Source organism: Streptomyces sp. ML-6, from assembly GCF_030116705.1.
GTDB lineage: Bacteria > Actinomycetota > Actinomycetes > Streptomycetales > Streptomycetaceae > Streptomyces.
The window spans coordinates 2,432,888-2,454,196 of the sequence record NZ_JAOTIK010000001.1 but is presented as its reverse complement, the minus strand read 5'-3'; the positions used below and the strand labels follow the sequence as shown (position 1 = coordinate 2,454,196).

15 protein-coding genes, 1 tRNA gene and 1 pseudogene are annotated in these 21,309 nt (G+C 71.7%); 12 read left to right on the top strand and 5 right to left on the bottom strand.

Annotated features, from left to right (window positions below):
* Window positions 1-19 precede the first annotated feature (19 nt).
* Together OCT49_RS10635 and OCT49_RS10630 are read right to left on the bottom strand one after the other, a co-directional pair.
* Window positions 20-1,647, bottom strand: a pseudogene (locus tag OCT49_RS10635) (nuclease/transposase family protein).
* The gene (locus OCT49_RS10630) at window positions 1,640-2,215 is read right to left on the bottom strand and encodes an IS607 family transposase (protein WP_283851640.1); all 576 of its coding nucleotides are present in this window, start codon (window positions 2,213-2,215) and stop codon (window positions 1,640-1,642) included. Before OCT49_RS10630 ends, OCT49_RS10635 begins: the two are co-directional and overlap by 8 nt.
* A 137-nt stretch (window positions 2,216-2,352) precedes the next feature.
* On the opposite strand from OCT49_RS10630, the gene OCT49_RS10625 reads away from it, so the two are divergent.
* Window positions 2,353-2,967, top strand: coding sequence for a DUF4291 domain-containing protein (locus OCT49_RS10625; protein WP_283851639.1), 615 nt, complete (start codon window positions 2,353-2,355; stop codon window positions 2,965-2,967).
* Here OCT49_RS10625 and OCT49_RS10620 read toward each other — a convergent pair.
* Window positions 2,964-4,550, bottom strand: coding sequence for an ABC transporter substrate-binding protein (locus tag OCT49_RS10620; RefSeq protein WP_283851638.1), 1,587 nt, complete (start codon window positions 4,548-4,550; stop codon window positions 2,964-2,966). The genes OCT49_RS10625 and OCT49_RS10620 overlap by 4 nt on opposite strands.
* A gap of 929 nt (window positions 4,551-5,479) precedes the next feature.
* Here OCT49_RS10620 and OCT49_RS10615 point away from each other — a divergent pair.
* The 5 genes from OCT49_RS10615 to OCT49_RS10595 all read left to right on the top strand — a co-directional run bounded on the left by OCT49_RS10615 (window position 5,480) and on the right by OCT49_RS10595 (window position 11,499).
* Window positions 5,480-7,120 carry a vWA domain-containing protein gene (locus tag OCT49_RS10615; protein ID WP_283851637.1) on the top strand — a complete coding sequence of 547 codons (1,641 nt, stop codon included), beginning with the start codon at window positions 5,480-5,482 and terminating at the stop codon, window positions 7,118-7,120.
* Between the two features lie 84 nt (window positions 7,121-7,204).
* Window positions 7,205-7,663 carry an anthrone oxygenase family protein gene (locus OCT49_RS10610; RefSeq protein ID WP_283851636.1) on the top strand — a complete coding sequence of 153 codons (459 nt, stop codon included), beginning with the start codon at window positions 7,205-7,207 and terminating at the stop codon, window positions 7,661-7,663.
* 309 nt (window positions 7,664-7,972) lie between these two features.
* The gene (locus tag OCT49_RS10605) at window positions 7,973-9,484 is read left to right on the top strand and encodes an FG-GAP repeat protein (RefSeq protein WP_283851635.1); all 1,512 of its coding nucleotides are present in this window, start codon (window positions 7,973-7,975) and stop codon (window positions 9,482-9,484) included.
* Between the two features lie 90 nt (window positions 9,485-9,574).
* On the top strand, window positions 9,575-10,867 hold the full coding sequence (locus OCT49_RS10600) for a sensor histidine kinase (protein WP_283851634.1): 1,293 nt from the start codon (window positions 9,575-9,577) through the stop codon (window positions 10,865-10,867).
* The gene (locus OCT49_RS10595; protein WP_502963355.1) at window positions 10,840-11,499 is read left to right on the top strand and encodes a response regulator; all 660 of its coding nucleotides are present in this window, start codon (window positions 10,840-10,842) and stop codon (window positions 11,497-11,499) included. Before OCT49_RS10600 ends, OCT49_RS10595 begins: the two co-directional genes overlap by 28 nt.
* Before the next feature lie 28 nt (window positions 11,500-11,527).
* Here OCT49_RS10595 and OCT49_RS10590 read toward each other — a convergent pair whose 3' ends face one another.
* On the bottom strand, window positions 11,528-15,151 hold the full coding sequence (locus OCT49_RS10590; RefSeq protein ID WP_283851632.1) for a P-loop NTPase family protein: 3,624 nt from the start codon (window positions 15,149-15,151) through the stop codon (window positions 11,528-11,530).
* 159 nt (window positions 15,152-15,310) lie between these two features.
* On the opposite strand from OCT49_RS10590, the gene OCT49_RS10585 reads away from it, so the two are divergent.
* The 6 genes from OCT49_RS10585 (at window position 15,311) to OCT49_RS10560 (ending at window position 20,831) form a co-directional block, all read left to right on the top strand.
* Entirely contained in the window at window positions 15,311-15,490 is a 180-nt protein-coding gene (locus tag OCT49_RS10585) for a hypothetical protein (protein WP_283851631.1), read from the top strand.
* A 263-nt stretch (window positions 15,491-15,753) separates the two neighbouring features.
* A complete protein-coding gene (locus tag OCT49_RS10580; protein ID WP_283851630.1) occupies window positions 15,754-17,274 on the top strand; it encodes a type I-E CRISPR-associated protein Cse1/CasA in 1,521 nt (506 codons plus the stop codon).
* Window positions 17,271-17,867, top strand: a complete 597-nt coding sequence (casB, locus tag OCT49_RS10575) for a type I-E CRISPR-associated protein Cse2/CasB (protein ID WP_283851629.1) — start codon at window positions 17,271-17,273, stop codon at window positions 17,865-17,867. Before OCT49_RS10580 ends, casB begins: the two co-directional genes overlap by 4 nt.
* On the top strand, window positions 17,864-19,237 hold the full coding sequence (locus OCT49_RS10570) for a type I-E CRISPR-associated protein Cas7/Cse4/CasC (protein WP_283851628.1): 1,374 nt from the start codon (window positions 17,864-17,866) through the stop codon (window positions 19,235-19,237). Before casB ends, OCT49_RS10570 begins: the two co-directional genes overlap by 4 nt.
* The gene (gene cas5e, locus OCT49_RS10565; RefSeq protein ID WP_283851627.1) at window positions 19,234-20,112 is read left to right on the top strand and encodes a type I-E CRISPR-associated protein Cas5/CasD; all 879 of its coding nucleotides are present in this window, start codon (window positions 19,234-19,236) and stop codon (window positions 20,110-20,112) included. Before OCT49_RS10570 ends, cas5e begins: the two co-directional genes overlap by 4 nt.
* Entirely contained in the window at window positions 20,109-20,831 is a 723-nt protein-coding gene (locus OCT49_RS10560) for a type I-E CRISPR-associated protein Cas6/Cse3/CasE (RefSeq protein WP_283851626.1), read from the top strand. The genes cas5e and OCT49_RS10560 overlap by 4 nt, the downstream gene beginning before the upstream one ends.
* Window positions 20,832-21,159: 328 nt before the next feature.
* On the opposite strand, the gene OCT49_RS10555 is transcribed toward OCT49_RS10560, so the two are convergent.
* Window positions 21,160-21,232: transfer RNA gene (locus OCT49_RS10555), tRNA-Arg, on the bottom strand.
* Between the last annotated feature and the right edge of the window lie 77 nt (window positions 21,233-21,309).

Genomic DNA, 21,309 nt, shown 5'->3' with positions numbered 1-21,309 from the left:
ACCGGTCACTCAACCGTTCCTAATCAGTGAGCAGGAGTGAGTCTTGGACCCATACCTGGTCACTGCGGACACCCCGAACGGTTTTGGATGTCCTGGTTGCCCGCGTACTCGCCGCGTCCGGCGGCACGGATCGTGTCCGTGGTCCGGGGATGCGGGGGCGGGGTCCCTCACGCCCAGGGGCACACCGGTCGGCCTGGATGGTCCGATGCCCGTGCACATCGCTCTGGTGTGCACGGGGCGGTGTCGTCCGTCGCCGGATCGGGTGTCCCTGGGCGCGTCGTCCGATCGCGATGCTCGCTGCATCGTGCCGGGTGGTCTTACGGGTGGGGCCGGCCATCGGCTTTTGCCAGTGCTGGGCGCCCCACTTGCTGGTGTAGGCCGGGTCCACGGCGATGATCGCGATGCCTGTGGCGTCGGCCATGGAGGTCAGCCGGGCGCGGAGCTTGCCCGTCGGCATGCCGGAGATGAGTTGCCGGAATCGGCGCTTGCGCCCGTGCTTCTCTCTGGTCTTCTCGGTCTGGAAGTCGAGGTCTTCGACCGCGATGGCCTTGACGCCGCAGGCTTTGGCCCAGTTCAGCAGCCGTGTGAGGGCGTGCCGTACCTGGGCGTCGCGGTGCTGGGCGCCTTGAGACAGGTCGTAGAAGAACCGGCGCGGCCGGCCGATCGGGTTGCCGTGGGTGTCCAGGCGCCATGCGGCGAGGTGGTCGGCGTTGGTGTCCACGCCGATCACGCCGCCCGCGAGGGCGGCTTGGAGTGGGATGGTCGCGGTGGGTGGGATCTGCCAGGAGGCGTCCACGTACCAGCGGCCGCGCCCGGTGTCGTAGTGGATGCGGTAGGCCACGGCCCGGTTGGCCTCCACGCGGTCGGCCCACTCCTGCTCCCGGTAAGGGAACCGCAGCTTGGCAGCGAGTACGTACCGGCCGTGCCGGGCGTTCGCCAGGTCGGCGAGCGGGGCCGGGAGCTTGATCGACACTTCGCCCTCGGGCGTGATGCGGATCGTCTCGTTGCCGAACCTTTTCCCCGACTCGCCGTCCGCCTTGAGGAACCAGCGCCCCGCTTCCCCCGCTCACGCCACTGGGACGCGGTGAGCTGCGCCCTGTCGAGGTTGTGACGGGTGCCCAGCAGACGGTTACCGCCACGCACGACGTGCACCCGACCCGCTTCCCGGTCGGCCCGAACCTTCTCGAGCCGGTCCTCCAGCACGTGCAGGCGGCGCGCTTTGTTAAACCACTCGTGCGTGGAGCGGTAGCCGCCCGGAGTCTGCTTGGTGCCCTTCCGGCCGACCGGCAGCGACAGCCGGTGCCGGATCGTCGCGATACCGGCTTCGAGGCCCTGCACGTGCGCGGCCTGGCCGCGCCGGGCGAGCGCCCACTGGTCATGCGTGGCCTTCGTGATCGCCCCGGCCCACCTGGACGACGACTGGGCCGTCAGGTCCCGCTTACGGACCGCCCATGACTCGGCGGAGTGCTCCAAGCCGTCGGTGCAACGCGCTTTGAGGTCCTTCGAGGCGAGCGAGCCCAGGTGCGCCCCCACCAGGCGCAGAACCTTCTCATCCGCGGGCGTGAGGTCCCCCAGCCGGGTACGCACCGCCACACCGGACGGGCCGAGAGCGACGAACGGCGCGGCGATCGGGCGGAGGTCAGCCATGTTCGGCCGCTTCCAGTGCCTTGCGGGCACGGTTCCTCGCCGACCTGCGCCCGTACAGACGGGCGCAGAACGACGTCAGTACCTCCACCATGTCCCGCACCAGGTCGTCTGCGACCTCGCCGTCGTCCACCACCAGCAGGCGACGGCCCGTCGCCGACAAGGCGGCCTCGACAAGCTCGACGTTCATCCGGCCGAGCCGGTCCTTATGCTCCACCACCACGGTGGTCACGTTCGGGTCGGCCAGCAGACGCCGGGCCTTCGAACGGCAGCCGTTCATCCCCGAAGCGATCTCCGCCTCGACACGAACGACCCGGTGACCGGCGTTCACCGCCCACGCCGACAGCCGCGCGACCTGGCGTTCCAGATCGGTCTTCTGATCGTGCGAGGACACACGGGCATACAGGCCCAGACCACCGATGGCCTCAGGCGTAGTGTTCGCGTCGATGTTCACCAGGATCGTGCGCGGTCCGACCCGCTGAGCCGGTACCGGCAACACCCCCTCACGGAACCAGCGATACGCGGTCTGCGGATGCACACCCTGCGTCTTCGCCCATTCCGTCAGATTCACACCCCGACAACGACACTCACTCACACATGGTTACGCTCACTTACCCGACTTCGCGGACCAGCAGGTGCAGACCCCTGGCCCCCGGTCCCCGGGAATTCGTTCGCGGGGACCGGCGGGCCGGTGTTCTGATGGGGGCCATGACCGCTCCGACCAGGCCCCAGTACGAGATCCGCGCCCAGTACACGGACACCACGATCACCGTCTACCAGGCGTACACCCCGTCCATCGGCCTCCCGGCCGCGCGCGACGGGCGCTTCCCCGACACCTGGAAGCGGGACCGCATGACGTGGATCAAACCGAGCTTCCTGTGGATGATGTACCGCTGCGGCTGGGGCACCAAGGAGGGCCAGGAGACCGTGCTGGCCGTCGAGATCACCCGCGAGGGCTTCGACCGGGCCCTGTCCGGGGCCGAACTCTCGCACTACGTCAGGGGGGTCCACCCGGACCGCGCCGCCTGGCAGCACGCCCTGCGCCGGGCCCCGGCGCGCGTCCAGTGGGACCCGGAGCGGGACCTGCGCCTGGACCGGCTGCCGTACCGCTCCCTCCAGCTCGGGCTCTCCGGCGAGGCGTCACGGCGGTACGCGGACGAGTGGACGGTGTCCATCCGCGACGTCACCCCGCTCGCCCGGCAGGTCCACGCACGGGTCGCGGCCGGGAGCCTCGACGAGGCGGCACGGCTCCTGCCCCGGGAGGTCCCGTACCCCCTGGGCGCCGCCCCGGTCCCGGTCGCCCCCGGTGACCCCGTCCCCTAGGACGCGGTGCTGAGCTCCCAGAACCGGAAGACGGTCGAGTTGTCCAGGCAGTTCTGCAGGCCCCGGACGTCCTCGTGGGCGACCGCGTACTGCTTGCCCTGCCACAGCGGCAGCAGCGGCAGCTGGTCGGCCACGATGTCCTGGAGCTTCATGAACTCCTGCCGGGTCTTCGCCCGGTCGGTCATGGACGACGTCCGCGGGATGATCCGGGAGATCTCGCCGTTCTCGAAATTGTTCGCCAGGACGTTGCCCTTGCCGAAGAACGGCTGGGTGAAGTTGTCGGGGTCGGGGTAGTCCGGCACCCAGCCCTTCACGTAGATGCCGTACTTGCCCTTGGCGATGTTCTTCTCGTACTCGTCGAAGGGGACGGACTTCATCCGGGCCTCGAAGAGACCGCTCCGGTTCAGCTGCTCGGCGATGGTCCGCAGCTCGTCGTCGGTGGCGGGACCGTAACGGCTCGGGGTGGACCAGAGGGTGAGCTTCACCTTGTCGGTGATGCCGGTGTCCTCCAGGATCTTCTTCGCCAGCTTCGGCCGCGGGCTGTCCCCGTACGTGTCGAAGAAGGAGGTCCCGTGGCCGGTGATGCCGACCGGGACGATCGAGTAGAGCGGGGTCGCCGTGGACTCGTAGACCTTGCTGACCAGGGCGTAACGGTCGACGAGGTGGGCGATGGCCTTGCGCACGGCGATCTTGCCGACCACGGGGTCGGCCACGTTGAAGACCAGGTGCTGGACCTCGGCGCTGTTCCCCTGGACGACCTCGATGCCGTCCTTCTCGGCGGCGGGCGAGGTGTCCAGGGCGGCTATCGCCTTGGCGGTGAGACCGCGGTACGCGATGTCCACGTCGCCCTTCTCCAGGGCGGACTTGAGGGCCTGCTGGTTGCCGCGGAACAGCCGCAGCGTCACACCGGAGTTCTTCACCTCGGCGTTGCCCTGGTAGCCGGAGTACACCGAGAAGTCGGCCTTCGACTTGTCGATGGAGTCCAGCTCGTAGGGCCCGGAACCGACCGCCTTGTCGCCCTTGAGCAGTCTGTCCGCCGGGTAGATCTCGTGGTCCACGATGGAACCGGCGCCCGAGGCGATCTTGCTGGGGAACGTCGCGTCGGGCACCTTGAGGCGGAAGACGACCGTCCGCACGTCCGGGGTTTCGATCGACGCGATGGTGGAGAGCAGCGGCGCCGGACCCGCCGGGTCGTTGATCCTGATCGCCCGGTCGAAGGAGTGCTTGACGTCCTTCGACGTGAGGTTGTGGCCGTTGCTGAACTTCAGCCCCTCGCGCAGGGTGCAGGTGTAGGTCTTGCTGTCGTCCGAGAAGCCGCACTCGTCGGCCGCCTCCGGCACCGGGGTGGAGGAACCGGGCGGGAAGCTCAGCAGGGACTGGAAGACGTTGTTGAACAGCAGCCAGGACCCGGGGTCGTAACCCGCGGCCGGGTCCGTCGCGAGGATGTCGTCGGACATCCCGACGACCAGACTCTCCTTGGCGTCGAACTGCCAGATGTCGTTCTGGGCCCCACAACCCGTCAACAGCGTCGCTGCCAGGCCCACGGAGATCAGGGCGCCCGGCCGACTCGTACGAACCTTCACAGAACGTGCCTCATACTCTCGGCCGGGAGGAGTTGTTCCCGGGCAACCGGATCGGGTCAGGAAAAGCTGTGAACACCGCGGCCGTCCGACGGAAGCCGGTCCGGCCGCCGGGGCCGTGGTGCGGACCGGCGGCCCTTCCGGACCCGATGTTCACCCAGGAACTCTACGCGCGGTGACCTGACGTCAAATTCCAGCAGATGAACAGGAGAAGACAGGTTGTGGTCGGTCTCGTGGTGCTGTTGAACACCTTTATTAGTACACGGCGCCGAGCGATGGTGCAGCATGGGACGGAAAAAGCCGGGGGCGACAGGCGGGTTGGCCTGAAAAATCTGGCGGCCGATCGCGACGGCCGGGCGGCGGAAGTCCCGTGGTGGAGGTGTGTTCCGGTGTGCCCACTGGTGTCGACCATGACATAGCAGCAGATCAGGGCTGCGTCACCGCTCCTTTTGGACACCGTGGAACCTCGTGTGCCGAAACTCGCCGGACCCTATTCCTGGATAAATACGGGAAACCCCGTTTCCGGCGCCTTACCGCCCTGATGGCGGTTCGGAAGTGATTCAATCGCGTTCGCCTTTCTGGTCCTTCTGGTTCTCTCTGGTCCTCTGATCCCCATCTGGGGCCACTCGGGCGCCTTTTCCGCATCACCGTCGGAGTGTCACCTTCCGCGGCATGTGACGGTTCGAACCGGCCGCCCGCACGGACCCTGCCGCTCCGCGCACGGCCGGGGTCACGGATGCGGGCCCGGCCACCCGCACCGGCTCGGCGACGTGCCCCCGCCGTGAGGACTTCGTGGCCCGATCTTGACGTTCCGCCCGTTTCCCGGCCGCTGTTGCCGCATCGAGATCCTTCCGCAACGTCTTCGTCGACTCCGACGCGCCGCCTCGCACGTCACATTCACAAGTGCAGGCACCAAGACATTGGGGGAAGCGATGGAACGCCGGACAAGGAAGCACGGGGCGCGCCGGGCGGACACGCGCGGGGCGGGACTCCCGCGGAGGTGGCAGGGGGCCCTCGGGGTGCTGCTGGCGGGAGGAGTGCTGCTCACCGGATGTTCGGGCACCTCGTACGACTCCACCACGACCGACCAGCGGGGCGTACGGGGCGGGGCCCCCGCGCCCGCGCCCGCCGCTCCGGGCGGCGCGGCCGGGAGCGGCACGGAGAAGAAGCGGGACGTGGCCGGGCCGAAGGAGTCCGCGCGGCCGGCCGCCCCCGACTACCTGTCCACCTTCGCCCTGGACGTCGACACCGCCTCCTACGGCTACGCGCGCCGCGTCCTGGCCGACGGCAGCCTGCCGAGGCCGGACACCGTGCGGCCCGAGGAGTTCGTCAACAGCTTCCGCCAGGGCTACCGGAGGCCGGAGGGCAACGGCTTCGCCGTGAACATGGACGGGGCCAGGCCCGTGGCGAAGAACACCGACTGGTCGCTGGTGCGGGTCGGGCTGGCCACCAGGCCCGCCCCCTCCCGGGACGCCCGCCCGCCCGCCGCGCTCACCTTCGTCGTCGACATCTCCGGCTCGATGGCCGGAGCGGGCCGCCTCGACCTGGTGAAGCAGTCCCTGCGCATCCTGGCCGGCGAACTGCGCGACGACGACTCGATCTCCCTGGTCACCTTCAGCGAGAAGGCGGAGACCCTGCTGCCGATGACCCGGGTGGGGGGCCACCGGGACCGGATCCGCGACCGGGTCGACGCCATGGAGGCCACCGACTCCACCAATGTGGAGGCCGGCATCGAGCGCGGCTACGAGGAGGCGGTCGAGGGCCACGTCAAGGGCTCCACCAACCGGGTCGTCCTGCTCTCCGACGCGCTCGCCAACACCGGCGAGACCGAGGCCGGGGCCATCCTGGAACGCATCGACTCCGCCCGCCGCGAGTACGGCATCACCCTCTTCGGGGTCGGCGTCGGCAGCGAGTACGGCGACGCGCTGATGGAGGAGCTCACCAACAAGGGCGACGGCCACACCACGTACATCGCCGACGAGGCCCAGGCCCGCAAGGTCTTCGTCGACCAGCTGCCCGCCCACCTCGAACTGACGGCACGCGACGCCAAGGCCCAGGTCGCCTTCGACCCGAAGACCGTGAAGCAGTTCGAGCTCATCGGGTACGAGAACCGGAAGGTCGCCGACGAGGACTTCCGCGACGACCGCGTCGACGGCGGCGAGGTGGGCCCCGGCCACACGGTGACGGCGCTCTACGCGGTGCGCCTCAAGGAGGGCGCGTCCGGCCACGTGGCGACCGCGACCGTGCGCTGGCAGGACCCGAGGACCAGGGCACCCCACGAGCGGACCGGCTCCATCGCCACGGACGCGATCGACGGCCCGCTGTGGGGCGGCGCCTCCAAGCGCCTCCAGGTGACCGCCGTAGCCGCCTACTTCGCCCAGTCGCTGCGCGGCGAGGAACTGACGGGAGCGCCCGGCCTCGGCGAACTCGCCTCGCGGGCCGGGAAGCTGGCGTCCGACACCGAGGACGACTCGGTACGCAAGCTGGCCACCGCGATCGAGCAGGCCGCCCGGCTGCGTGACGGCAGGCGCGACGGGGCGACCGGGGGAGAACCCGAGGGCGAGATCGACTGACCTACGGATGAAGGGAGTTGACGCGTCGCACCGCCCTGCGGAAGGGGGCTGTGCGACGCGTGCGCCGACGACATGATGTACCCCATGTCCTCCTCCCTCGAATCCCTGTTCCTGGTTCTCGCCGTCGTCACGACCGGGCTCTACGCCGGGCTGATGCTGACGTTCCTCACCTCGATCATGCCCGGCCTGGCGATCCTGCCGGACGAGCGGTTCACGGACGCCATGCGCCGCTTCAACGAGAAGGTGCCCGGCCCGTTCTTCCTGCTCCTCTTCGTCGGGGTGATCGCCTTCCCGGCCGTCGTGGTCTTCGGCGACGACGGCACCGACCGGGTGCTCGCCCTGGCGGCGCTGGCCTGCGCGGTCGGCAGCCACCTGATCACGATCGCCGGCAACGTCCCGCTGAACAACCGCCTCGCGCAGTCGGAGGGCGGCGACGACAGCGCCGCCCGCGCCGCCTTCGAAGGCCGGTGGAACCGCCTCCACCGGGTCCGGACGCTCCTGTCGGTCGCCGCGTTCGTCCTGCTGGCCGTGGTCGGCTCGTAGGACGTTTCCGCCCCACGGGCCGAACCCCTCGCACGGGCCGGACGCTGCGACCCGCCCCAGACCCTGCGAGCCGCCCCGGCCCTTCACGCGGGCCGGCCTCTCCGCACGCCCGGCTCCCTCGCACGGGCAGGCCCCTTCGCCCGGACCGGACCACGAACGGACCCGCCGCGCGCCCGGCGCGTGGAGGAGCTGTGACGGTCCGGCCCGCGGGGCAACCCCGGCGGGCGTCCGCCGGTCTGAGACTGCACGGTGCCGGTACCCCGCGCACCTTCCGGAACGTTCTCCTCGAACCCGACCGAAGGAGCCCCCGTGGCAGCCCGTGCCCTCGGAACCACCGTGGTCCTCGCCATCACCGCGGCGACCGCCGTGATCACCCTTCCCACCGCCGGGGCGGCGACGCCCGGACCGGCCCCCGTCGCGGCCCCGGCGTCCGCGAACGCCGCCGTCCCCGCCCCGACCGCGCGCCGCGACGACTTCAACGGCGACGGCTACCCGGACGTGGCGTTCACCGCCCCCGAGGCCACCGTCGCGGGCAAGGCCGGAGCCGGGTACGTGGGCGTGGTGTACGGCTCCGCGAAGGGCCTGCAGACCTCCACCAAGCAGGTCTTCACCCAGGACTCGCCCGGCATACCGGGCACCGCCGCGGCCGGTGTCCGGTTCGGCAGTGCGACGGCCGGTGCCGACCTCGACGGGGACGGGTACGGCGACCTCGTCGTCGGCGCGGAGAACGAGAAGGCCGGCACGCCCGGGTCCGCCGGTTCGCTCACCGTGATCTGGGGCGGCCCGCAGGGCCTGTCCGGCGGCGCGACCCTGCTGACCGGCGACGAGCAGTACGAGGGCATCGGCGGCAGGATCGCCGTCGGCGACTTCGACGGCGACCGTCACGCGGACGTGGTCACCCTCGGCAGGAGCGACCTCCACGTGCTGTCCGGCCCGTTCGGCCGCGACGGTGGTGCGGCGGCCCCGGTCAGGGAGATCCGCGACATGGACGACCTGCGGTACATGGACCTCGCCGCGGGCGACTTCGACGGCGACGGCCGCGACGACCTCGCCGGTGTCGTCCACGACGGCGACGAGTACGACGCCCGGCGCGCCATCGTCCGCCGGGGCGGCGCCACCGGCCTCGCCGAGGAGTACACCGTCGTCAAGGGGGCGAACGGCTACAGCCTCCAGGCCGGCGAGACCGTCGCGGCCGGCCACGTCGACGGCGACAAGTACGCCGACCTCGTCGTGGGCCGCATGATCGAGGGCTACGACAGCGACCTGGACAACCCGCTCGCCCTGGGCGGCATGATCACCTACATCCCGGGCGGCGCCACCGGCCCGCGGGGCGACCGGGCCAAGGTCTTCAACCAGGACAGCGCCGGTGTCCCCGGCGTCGCCGAGGTGCACGACAAATTCGGTGCCTCGCTGTCGGTCGGTGACATGAACGGCGACGGCTACGGCGACATCGCCGTCGGCGTCCCCGGCGAGGCCATCGGCACGAAGAAGCGGGCGGGCTCGGTCCTGATCCTCCCCGGCACCGTCTCCGGCCCCACCGGGACCGGCACCCTGGGCTTCAACCAGGACACCCCGGACGTCCCCGGGGCCGCCGAGGCCGGGGACGGGTTCGGCGCCGCCGTGAAGCTGGTCGACGCCGACCGCGACGGCCGCGGCGAACTGGTCGTCGGCGCACCCGGCGAGAACACGGGCGCGGGCTCCCTGTGGGTCCTCCCGGACACGGCCTCCGGAGTGACGGCCAAGGGCTCGTTCACCTTCGGCCACGGCACCCTCGGCACGGTGGGCACGGGCGCGCGACTCGGCGCGTCGTTCAACCGCTGACGACGTGTCCCGGGGGTGGGGCCCGCCCCACCCCCGGGAGTGGGGCGGCGGGTATGTCCCGCCCCCGGAACCGCCTCCTACGGTGGGGCCATGCGTCCCCGCACCGTGTGGCAGGCCCTGCCGAACCCCCGTTATCCGCTGACCTCCTGGCCCTGGCGCTCGGCCGGTTACCTGCTCGGCGGCGCGGTGACGGGGGCGGCCCTCCTGGTGGCGGGCGTCCTCGGGGCGGTCGTGGGCGGCGCGCTCTCCCTCGTACTGATCGGGCTGCCGCTGCTCGCGCTCATGGCCCTGACCGGGATTCCGGTGGCGGCCCTGGAGCGGCGCAGGCTGCGGCTGATGGACCCCGCCCCGGCGCCGGACCCGCACCGCAGTCCCGCCGGACCGGGGCTGCGGAGCTGGCTGGCGTGCCGGTTCCGGGAGCGGGCCACCTGGCGGGAGCTCGGGTACGCGGTGCTGTTCGCCGTGGTCCTGTGGCCGCTCGACGCCCTCGTGGTGGCCGTCTGCGCGGTCGTACCGCTGACGATGGCGGCCACCCCCGTGCTGCTGCGGGTGTACGGGGACGGCGAGGAGCTCCGCGTGGTGAAGCTGTGGACGGTCACGACGTGGCCCGAAGCCTTCGCGACGGCGGCGGGCGGGCTCCTGCTCCTGCTGTTGAGCGGCCACGCCCTGGGCGCGGCGGCCGGGGCGCGCGCGGCCCTGACCCGTCTCCTGCTCGTCCCCGGACCGATGGAACTGGACGGCCGGCTGGTCGAACTGGCCCGTTCCCGCGTCCGGTTGGTCGACGCCTTCGAGGCCGAGCGCCGCCGCATCGAGCGCGACCTCCACGACGGGGCCCAGCAACGCATCGTCGCGCTCACCATGATGCTCGGCCTGGCCCGGCTGGACGCCCCGCCCGGCCCGCTCGCCGACCAACTGGCCAGGGCCCACGAGGAGGCGGGCCGGGCCCTGGCCGAACTGCGCGAACTGATCCACGGCATCCACCCCCGGGTCCTGGCCGACTACGGTCTGCGGGCGGCGGTCGCCGACGCCGCCGAACGCTCCGTGGTCCCCGTCGACCTGCGGCTCGACCTGCCCGGCAGACTTCCCGAAGCCGTCGAGGCCGCCGCGTACTTCGTGGTCTGCGAGGCGCTGGCCAACGTCGCCAGGCACAGCGGGGCGAGCCGCGCCGAGGTCAGCGGCGGCCACACCGGGGACCGGCTGTTCCTGGAGATCCACGACGACGGCCGGGGCGGCGCGAGCACGGCCGGGGGCGGCAGCGGGCTGACCGGCCTGGCCGACCGGGTGTCCGTGCTCGATGGCAGACTTGCGCTGTCCAGCCCGGCCGGAGGACCGACCCGATTGCGTGTGGAGATTCCTTGCGAGTGGACCGATCGCTCCGCGTAGTCCTGGCCGAGGACAGCGTGCTGCTGCGCGACGGCCTGGCCGGCCTGCTCGCCCGGTTCGGCCACGAGGTGGTCGCGGCGGTCGGGGACGCGGAGGCCCTGGTGGCGGCCGAGGCCGAACACACCCCGGACATCGTCGTCACGGACGTCCGGATGCCGCCCGGCTTCCAGGACGAGGGCCTGCACGCCGCGATCCGCCTGCGCACCCGGCGCCCCGCGCTCCCGGTGCTGGTCCTGAGCCAGTACGTGCAACGCACCTACGCCGCCGACCTCCTCGACTCCGGCGACGGCTCGGGCGTCGGCTACCTGCTCAAGGACCGGATCGGCCAGGTCGAGGAGTTCGTCGACGCCCTGCACGAGGTCGCCGCCGGCGGCACGGTCGTCGACCCGGAGGTCGTGCGCCAGCTCCTGCGCCGCCGCCGCGACCCCCTGGAACGCCTCACCCCCCGCGAACGCGAGGTGCTCGCCCTGGTGGCCCAGGGCAGATCGAACGGCGCCATCGCCCGCGAACTGGTCGTCTCCGAGGCGGCGGTGGGCAAGCACATCGGCAACATCCTCGCCAAACTCGACCTTCCCCCCGCCGACGAGACGCACCGCCGGGTCCTGGCGGTCCTGACCTACCTGCGCGCCTGACCACCCCTCCCCTCCCCGCTCCACCCGGTCAGAACCCCTCACGGGCGTCGCCGGAAGTGTGCGCGAGGGCGAGCTCCGCGAGCCTGGGAAGGACCTCGGGTGCCAGCCGGGGCAGGAGCGGCAGCGCGTACCGCCAGTGTTCGCCCGCCAGTACCTCCCGCACGAGACCGTGGGCCGCCTCCTCGTCACGGGAGGCGTCCGTGCCGAGCGCATCGGCGAGCGCGAGGAAACGCAGCACGGAGGTGCGCTGCGGAACCCACCCGTCCGCGGCCGGAACGACTACCCGGACCCCCGCGAGATACCCCGCCACCGCAGCCAGGGCCGCCGCCCGTTCCTCCGGATTCCGGGCCCGTCCCGCGGCGTCCCGGGCGGCCGGGGCGCCCTCCAGGAAGGCGTGCAGGAGCGCCCACTCCGCCACGGGCAGCTCGCCCCGGGGCAGGAGCGTCCTGAGCGCGTAGCTCTTCCAGGAGCTCAGCCTGCCCTCTGCCATCGGCGGCACCCCGGGGCAGCACCTGCCCGAGCCGAGCAGGATGTTCAGCAGCACGGTGTGCGCCTTCCACCCGTCGAGGGGGTCCTCCGGCCGGGCGCAGGCGCTGCGCAGCGCCGCACACATGTCGGCCCCGTGCTCTCTCGGATCGGGCAGCACGAGCAGCAGGTCCACCAGGTCGGGCAGGGCCGTTTGTCCTCTCAGGAACGGCAGAGCGGCCGACCTGCCGAGCCCAGCGGCGTGCTCCTCGACGAACCGGTGGGCGGCCCGGGGATCGTAGGGGGCCGTTCCCGCGGCCACGGCGAGCCGGGCCCGCTCGGCCCCCCGGCGTCCGGCGGCAGTGGCCGGGGCCGGCCGGGCCGCGAGCCTCTGCTCCGCGGTGTCGGCCTCGCCGGCCCGGGCGAGTGCCTGGGCGACGAGACCGTGCACGGACAGGTCATTCGTCAGCACCGCAGCCCGCGCGGCGTCCCGGGCGAGCCGTTCGGCCCCGGCGACGTCCCCGCCCGCCGCGCAGCCCAGTGACACGACGGCCAGCGCGCCCGCCAGCTCATCCGGCTCCCGCGACCGCTTCGCGAGGCGGACCGCCTCGTCGGTGAATCCCGCCGTCGCGAGCGATTCGGCCAGCGGAAGCCCCCACCTGTGGGTGTCCGCCACCGATGTGTGCCCTTCCCACCGGGCGAAAGCCGCCGCGAGGAGCCTGCGGCCGACGACGGGCTTCTCCTCCAACGCCACCCGGATCTCGTCGAACTCGTCGGGATCCGCACGGGGTTCAGCCGGACAGGAGTCACCCTCCTGCTCCAGTACGGCGAGAGCCGGACTCCGTACGTCCTCGTCGAGCACGTCCAGGTGCAGCTCGGCGGGCACCAGGCCGAGGAGGCCGCGCGCACCGTCCTCGTGCCCGGTGTCGCGCAGGACGGCCACCACGCGCGCGAGAGTCGTGGACAGTTCGAGACGCAGATGGGCGCGGTCGGCCGATGAGCGTGCTTTCGGGGCGACGAAGGCATCGACCAGGGCCTGGTGTGCTTGGCGTGCCAGTGCTCCGGCCGTGTCCGGACGCGTCGGCAGCAGGGCGTCGGCGCCGGCCGCCAGCAGATCGACATGCGTCAGATCAGACGAAGGGTCCAGCTCGGCGCAGAAGCTCTCGATGCGGTCCTGGAAACGGGTGTCGTCCCTCGCCAGGCATGACCAGATCCCAAGGGCTTCGGCCTGCTCGTCGGACGTACCGAGACTCAGGGCTTCCGCGTGTTCGGCCGTCCCGTCGAGCAGACCGGCCCGGTCCTCCCCGCCGAGCGCCTTCATGGCACGGACACGGTCCGCCCAGCCGGCATCCGGGAAGCCGGCGACGACACGCAACATCGCGTGCCCGGACGGGTATTGGCCGCAGGCGCACAGGGCGATTCCCGCCTCGACCAGCCCGGTGGCCCCCCGGCCCCGACCGGCCGGGAGCGCCAACGCCCGCTCCGCCCGTGCGGCCGCCTCCCGGCCGACCTCCTCGGCCTCCTCCCGCCCCTGGCGGCCGAGGACCACGGCCACGTCCGCCAGGCGCAGGGCCGCGGCTGTCCCGTCGGGCGGGGAGGAGGCGAGCTCGCGGGCCCTGCGGGCCTGCCCGGCGAGGGCGAACAGCCCGGGGAAGTCACGCGGCACGAGCCGGGTGCGCCCGGACAGCACGGTCCGGGAGAGGGCCACTTCCGCAACCGTCCCCGTGACCTCCTGTCCCGTGACCTCCTGTCCCGCGACCGGTACGAGGTCGAGTTGGGCCAGCGCCTCGTCCGGGCGGCCCGCCGCCACGAGCCGCGACTGACGCCGCGGATCGAGCACGATCCGCTCGACGCGACCGGTTCCGCGCAGCAGCCGCGGGTAGTGGGACAGCAGGTAGTCGGGCGTGGACTCCGGCCAGCCCCGTGTCCGCCAGCGGTCGGCCCAGGCGTGCAGCCGTCCGGCGCAGTCCTCCAGCAGAGCTGGATCGAGCAGTTCCCCGGCAACTCGCAGCAGGGCTTCATGGCCGGTCACTTGGCCGTCGGTGCCGACCCTCACGGCGTCGGTGACCAGTTGGAGGCTCCGCGAGCTCTTCAGCAGCTGGTCGATCTCGTCCTGTTCCACCCCCGCCAACTCGGCCAGTTCCCGGGCGCGCAGGCCGGTTCCGGCCACGGTGAGGAGCCCGATTACGGTGAGGAGCCCGGTGGCTGTGCATCCCGGCGAAGACGCACCCAGCCGTTCCAACTCCTTGTGGGCGGCGAGCCGGGCGCCCTGCTCACCCACGAACGGGGGGAGCTCCCGCACGTACCTCCGTTTCCGCAGGGGATGGGAAGCGGGTACGTCGGAAGGCGGTTTCGCCGTGGGCCGGCTCGACACGATGACGCGGACCATGGAGTTCCGTGCCAGTTGGGGGAGCAGCGACGCGATGCTGGGGGACGAGCGCCGGGTTCCGGGGGGTCCGTCATCCCATGCGGCATCCTCGTCCAGGCCGTCCACCACGATCAGCAGCCGACGCTGTCGCGTCGCGGCCCTGTGGTAGAGCCTCTGGAGATCTGCGGGCGTCGGGGCGGGCCCTCGGGTCCTCGGCCGCCTCGTCAGTCTGTTCACCATGTCGGTCACGAACCGGTCGTGACGATTGTTTCCTTCGGCCCCGGAGACGAAGTAGTGGACGAGGTCGACCCCCTCGGGCGGCTGTTCCACGAAGTTTTTCAGCAGCGTCGTCTTCCCGGCCCACTGCGGTGCCTGCCACCAGAGGTACGAAGGAGCGTCCACGGCCGGTTCGGTGGCGAAGTCGTACATGGTTCTGAGCCCCGACTTGTAGTGCTGCAACGCCTCGCCGCTCAGGTTCCGCACACGGGCCTGGCGAGAGGAGATGCCCCGGCGCCCGTCCGTCTCCCGCTGCGCGGCTTCGAGCGCCTGCTCCCACCCGGCATCGAACTCCGCAGGTTCACCGGCTCTGCCTCGAAGGCTCTTCACCAGCCCCCTCACGTTCGGCGTGCTGGCGCGCTGCGGGGCCGACACACCACGGCACCAGGTCAGGACGGTTTTCGGACGCAGCCCCGCTTCTTGGACACAGGCCGCGAAACCACCGGCCTCCGACGCCTCGGCTCTGCCGCGCAGCTCCGTCAGCCTGCGGCCGAAAGCGGCGAGCGCCGGTCGACTATCACGGTCGTCCCGAATGGGCTTCACGATTTCTCCACGGTTGCGTTGACTGAAGTTCATCTTCCCGGCGGGGCTGGGGTTTTCGACGGTGCGGCCGACCGGACATCGCTGGCCACGGGGACGGGTCGTCAGGGTGGTTCCACCGCCCGGGAATTGAGCCCGGGCGTCGAAACGAAAGGACCGCTCGTGCTCACGTTCTCCGCCCTTCTCCAGGACGCGACCTCCCTCGCCGCCATCAGCGCCACGGCCTACACGGGGCTCCTCGCCACCGTCGCACTCGCCTCGGTCCTGGCCCCCACTCCGGAGCACCGCCGCGACGCCCGCGCCACGCTGACCATCCTGATGAGGCGGCGCCCACCGAGGTGAAGCAGGAGCGGGGAGGGGGAGTGGTCGTGGCTGGATCCGGCCCTCCCTCTGCCCCGCGGGGTGGCGTGAACTTGCCTGCGGGGGGCCTCCATTGGGGGTATTCGGACAATCTTGCCGACGACCGACAGCACTTGGATTCTCACTGCTAGCGTCTCACCGGTCACAACGTGTGGCCATCTGTGAGAGTGGTAGTTGATCCTTTGCCCGACGTTTCTGCCCCGCCCCGGCGGATCCCTTCCTGGGATCCCCGGCACCAGCCCTGCGTGCCTGTCATCTCCCAGGAGGGCGAGGCCCTCCAACTGTCCTTGCTGGGTGTCCTCCGCCGTGCCGAGGAGCTGAGCGCCTTTTCCTGCCCGACGCCGGGCGAGGGGGTCGCCCTCATCGAGTACCTGCTGGGCATCTGCTTCGCGTCCGGAGCCTTTCCCTCCTCCGACGAGGAGTGGTGTGCCCGGGTCGAGAAGAAGCATCCGCTCGACGAGGCCGCGACCTGGCTGGCCGGACAACCGGCGGACGAGTGGGACCTGTTCCACCCGGAGCGGCCGCTGGGGCAGAACAGCGAACTGGCGCCCCAGTTCGAGGAGGACGGCGCGGGGCCGGCGCAGCTCGTCCTGGAGCGGGTCGGTGACTACTGCCAGCTCTTCGACCACCACCACCTCGAACACCCCGAGCCGCTCCCGGCCGCCGAAGCCTTCCGGGCCTTGCTGGCCCAGCACGTCTACGGGCTGTCGGGCCGGGCCCGGGTCTCCGGCAAGCGGCTCGGTCCGAAGCTGACCAACCTCGCCGCAGGGCGGCTCCAGGGTCGCGTCCGCGTCGTGGTCGAGGGCCGGACCGTCGCGGACACGCTGCGGATGAGCCTCTATCCCGCCCCGGGCGGAGGAAGCGGGCACTTCAACCGGTCGTGGACGACCGGGGAGAACCCGCGCCGGGAGTTCAGGACGAAGCCGCCGGGCCGTGTTCCCTCCGGCCCCGCCGACCTGCACAGTTACCTCGGGCGCTCGGTGCTGCTGCGCCCGGTGCCGGCGGCGGAGGGGGAGCCCGTCCTCGTCGACCGGGTGCTGATCGGGGCCGGTGAACTTCTCGACCTCGACCCCGAACGCGACCTCGACGACGCCGTTCTCGGGAAGAAGCTGAACGGGCACCGCAAGCCGCTCTGGCCCTCTCCCACCCGCGCCCTGTGGCGTGAGGCGCACGCGCTCTACAGCGCGGCGACCAGGGAGACGGAGCGCCTGTACGGGCGATTGCGGAACATCGACTTCCCACAGGACGGCAGCGGTCCGCCCTGCACGTTCTGGGCCGTCGGGATCATCGCCGACAAGACCGCCCCGGCCACTTGGACGGAAGGCCGCTTCCCGTACGCGCCGAGCATGGGAGAAGCGCTGTGCGAGGCGTCCCGGCGCGGCTCGGACATCGCCGAGTACGTGGCCCGGTCCCTGGAGCGTGCCGCGTACGCCGCCTGGAAGGTCACCTACTCGAACCCGAAGCCCGCCGATCGCGCCGCGCAGCTGGCCCGGTTCGACGCCCGGCGGGAGTTCTGGCCCGCGGCGGAGGAGCCCTTCCTGGATCTGCTCCACGAGACGGCCAGGGGCGGGGACGTGCCGCCCCTGCTCTTCGACTGCGCCCGTGAACTCCGTTCCAGGGCGGAGGAATTCCTCAGGAACCGGCTCGACGCGCTCCCGCGCAACCGTGAGGGAATGCTCGCCCGCGCCCGTGCCGAAGCCCGCTTTCGCGATGACATGGCCGCCGCGAAAGCCCCCGCCGAACTCCGAGAGGCTGCGCAGAGATGACGCAATGGACCGGCCCCGCCCCCGACGGGCGGGGCGGTGAACAACTCACGGCCTGGCTCGTCAGCCTCGTGCACAACCGGGAGTACGGAAAGCTCGCCGAGCTGCGCCGCACCACACCGACCGAATCCCACATCCGCGCCGGCTGGTACGGCCCGGAGGAGCAACGCGAGATCTACGAGAAGGTCGCGTTCCTCTTCGGCGTCTACCACCAGGGCGCATCCGTCCCCCTGTACGGGGAAGGGAACCTCGGCGAAGCGGCCCGGAGGATCGGGGACGGCGTGGGGCGCGGGCCCGACAACCCCGGGGCGCAGCGCCTGCTGTCGCGCGTGGTCGCGAGCCGTCGCATCCCCTGGCGGCACCTTCAGCACGCGGTCGCCCGGCTGCGGGCCTGCGAACAGCCGCCGCCCTCCTGGGCCCGGCTCACCGAGGACCTGACCCGATGGCACGACCGCAAGGCGCGGATCGCCTACCAATGGACGGTGGACTTCCACCGGCCGGCCACGCGGAGCCGTGGCGCGACGACCGGCCGGAGCACGACCGGTGGCCGCAGCGGAACGAACAATCAGTCGACGCGGAAGGACCCGAGCACGTGACCGAGGCCCCCCGAAGCCAGTTCCTCTCCCTGCACGTGCTGGAGACGCTGGTCGCCGTGCTTCCCGTGCGGGACGAGAACGGTTCGCCGAAAAGTCTGGTTTACGGCGGTGTGGAACGGCACATGATCAGCAGCCAGTCGCGTCGCCGGGCCGAGCGGGTGCACGCGCGCGACCGGGCCAACGCCGGTGTCGGCGCCCTGGCCGGGCGGAGCACGGGGCTCCGTACCCGGGAGTGGGCGCTCATCACCGCCAAGTCCCTGGAGGACGACCACGGCTGGGACCAGGAAGAGGCCATCACCACCGCCCGTGCGGTCATCGAGGCCGTCGGCCTGAAGTTCGGAGACCTCGGCAAGAAGACCGTGGCCAATCTGACCAAGGTGCTCCTCTTCGCCCCGGCCGACACCGGAACCCGGATCGCCGCCCACGTCCACGAGCACGCCGAGGAACTGCGTGCCTGGCGGGACGAGTACCTGCGGGCCCAGGAGGAGAACGGGAAGAAGAAGGCCGGACGCAAGGGTGCCCGGAAGGCGGACCAGGGCCCGGAACCGGAGGAGGCGGACGGGGCGGCCAAGGCCGATCTGCCGCCCCTGGCCAAGCAGCACCGCGACGCCGTGCTGTTCGCCATCGCACCGCGCGACGCCATCGACATCGCGCTCTACGGCCGCTTCCTGGCGGAGATCGCGGACTCGCCGAACGTGGACGGGGCCGTGCAGAGCGGCCACGCCTTCACCGTCCACGAGGCGGAGCAGGTCGATGACTTCTACGCGGCTGCGGACGACGCCAAACTGCACCGCAAGCGGAACGCGCTGGACTTCCTCGACTCCGCGGACGACGCCGGGGCCGGCATGACCGGCTACCAGTCGCTGATCTCCGGCACCTTCTACCGCCACGCCGTCCTCGACCGCGCCCAACTGCACACCAACCTCCGCGCCACCGGGATGACGGAGGCCGAGGCCGCCGAGACGGCGGTCGCCGCCGAGCAGGAATTCGTCAACGCCTTCGTGGAGGCGTTCCCCGAGGCGAAGAAGAACTCGACGGCCTCCACCGGCTCACTGCCCGCCCTGGTCCTCGCCTTCGAGGGCACGCGCCCCTACAACTACGCCGCCGCCTTCCAGCTCCCCGTGGACGAGAACCCCGTCGGCCCGAAGGGTGAGGGCCGGGCCGGTGAGGGGGGCGAGGGCCCGGCCGGCCCGGCGTCGGTACGCAGGCTGCTGAGGCACCACGCCTTCGTCAGCGCGCGCCGCCCCGACCTGACGGCCGCCCGGGTCCTGACCTACGACCCGCAGATCGACGCCGTGCTCGAGGAACTCGCTGCGGCCGGTGAGACCGACGTGACGGCCGTGACGCTGATCGAGGAGCTGACGCCGTGAGCCACCACGTACTGCTCATCCGGCTCGCCGCCCCGCTCCAGTCCTGGGGCGTGGCGGGCCGGTTCTGGCGGCGTGACACTCACAGCAGACCCACCAAGTCGGGTGTGATCGGGCTGTGCGCCGCCGCGCTCGGCCTGCCGCGCGAGCCGTCGCCGGAGGACCCCGGCAACGATCCGCTCGCCGAACTGGCCCCGCTGCTCTTCGGCGTACGGGCCGACCACCCCGGGAAACCGGTGCGCGACTACCACACCGTCGGCGCCGGCCGGTACCCGCTGCGCCCCCGCGACCTCGTCACCGACCACCGGCGTGCCGCGGCGGCGGCCGCTCTGGTGGACGCGGAGACCGGGGACACCTTCGGTCACCACGAACTGGGGGACTGGTACGGGGCGCCGAAAAGGATCGCCGCCGACCCGCTCTCCGGCACGCTGGTCTCCGCCGAAGTGCGCAGGAAGGCGATGACCACCGAGCGCTGGTACCTTGCCGACGCCGCTTTCCTGGTGGGGCTCCAGCACTCCGACCGGAAACTGCTGGAACGGATCGCCCACGCCCTGGAGCACCCGAAACGCCTGCTGTGGCTCGGCCGGAAGTCCTGCCCTCCCTCGGGGCAGTTGGCCCTCGGGGTCGAGTCCGGCACGCTCGCCGAGGTCTTCGAGAGGGTGGCGCTGCTGCCCTCACCGTCCGAGGCACGCCCCCGGGCGGGGGGCGACCGGCCGTGGGCGTGGATCGAGAGCCCGCGTCCGGTGCCCGGCATCGGCCCGGTCATGGACCAGCCGGTGGGCTTCCACGCCATGGGGCCGAAGCACTCCGCGCGCTGGGAGACCAGAACGCGTGTCACCATCGCCCCGCACGCCCGCGATTGGGAGATCATCCTGTGACAGCGCCCCGTGCCGAGGCCGCCAGATTCGTCGCCACCCAGACCCTGCTGACCCTGGATGCCAGGCACCCCTACGCCGCCAAGTCGCTGATCGACGCCCAGGACATGCACCGGACCGTGATGAGCGGTTTCCCGGGCTGGGTCGACGACGGCAGCCGTGACGCCCGTGCCCAGATGGGCATCCTCTCGACCTGGTCCCTGAATCTTCGCGAGGCCCGGCTCTCGCTCGTCGTCCAGTCCCGGGTGCCCGGCGACTGGAGCCGGATCCCGCGGGCGGCCCTCGCCGAGGAACCCGAGATCCTGACCCTCGACCGCACCTTCGGCGTGGGGGACACGATCGAGTTCCGCACCGTCGTCAACCCCGTGTACAGCCGTCCCCCTGCCCCGGGCTCCCCGGAGAAGACCCGGGGCAAACGGGTCGCCCACACTCGCCCCGACCACGTGAAGGCGTGGTTCGTCCGCCGCCTCCAGCCCCTCGGCGAGCCCTCAGTGGCCTCCGACGGCCTGACCGGACTGGGGGTCGACGCGCAGGCCGACCACCTGGCCGTTCGTATGCTTCCCCGGATCTCCAGCCCCGCTCCCCACGAGGGCCTCCGTCTCGTCCGCGCGGAGATCAGGGGCAAGGCGACCGTGACGGACCCGGAGACCTTCGTGGGGGTCCTGACGAATGGGTTCGGGCACGGGCGCGCCTACGGATGCGGATTGATGCTGGTGCGCTGAGGCCCATATCCTCCGCCGACGACCGCCCCCGCCGCCCCCGCCGACCCCGGCGGGGGCGCGGTGAGCCAGTTCTCGTCGTGGACGGGAAGCCCCAGTCCGATGATCCGCCTCATCCGGCGTCGACTCTCCCCTCCGGCCAGGAGGACGCCATCGGGTGACCCTGCGCGAGAGGCGGGCGCGGACGGAGAACAGCTGCCGCAGGACGCCCCACCCCTCGGGTGGAACCCAGGCCACCAGGCCTTATGCCCTCACTACGCGGCCTTCGCTAGCGTGCCCATTCGAGAAAAAGGCCCTCCTGGCAGGAGGGCCCATGGGCCTGCGTGCTGTGCGCCCCCGGCAGGACTCGAACCTGCGGCCAAGCGCTTAGAAGGCGCCTGCTCTATCCACTGAGCTACGGGGGCCGGGTGGTGGCCTCGGCGGACTGGAGCCCTGGGGCCGGGCCGGTCGGTGACCAGCCGGAACAAGGATAGAGCTCCTG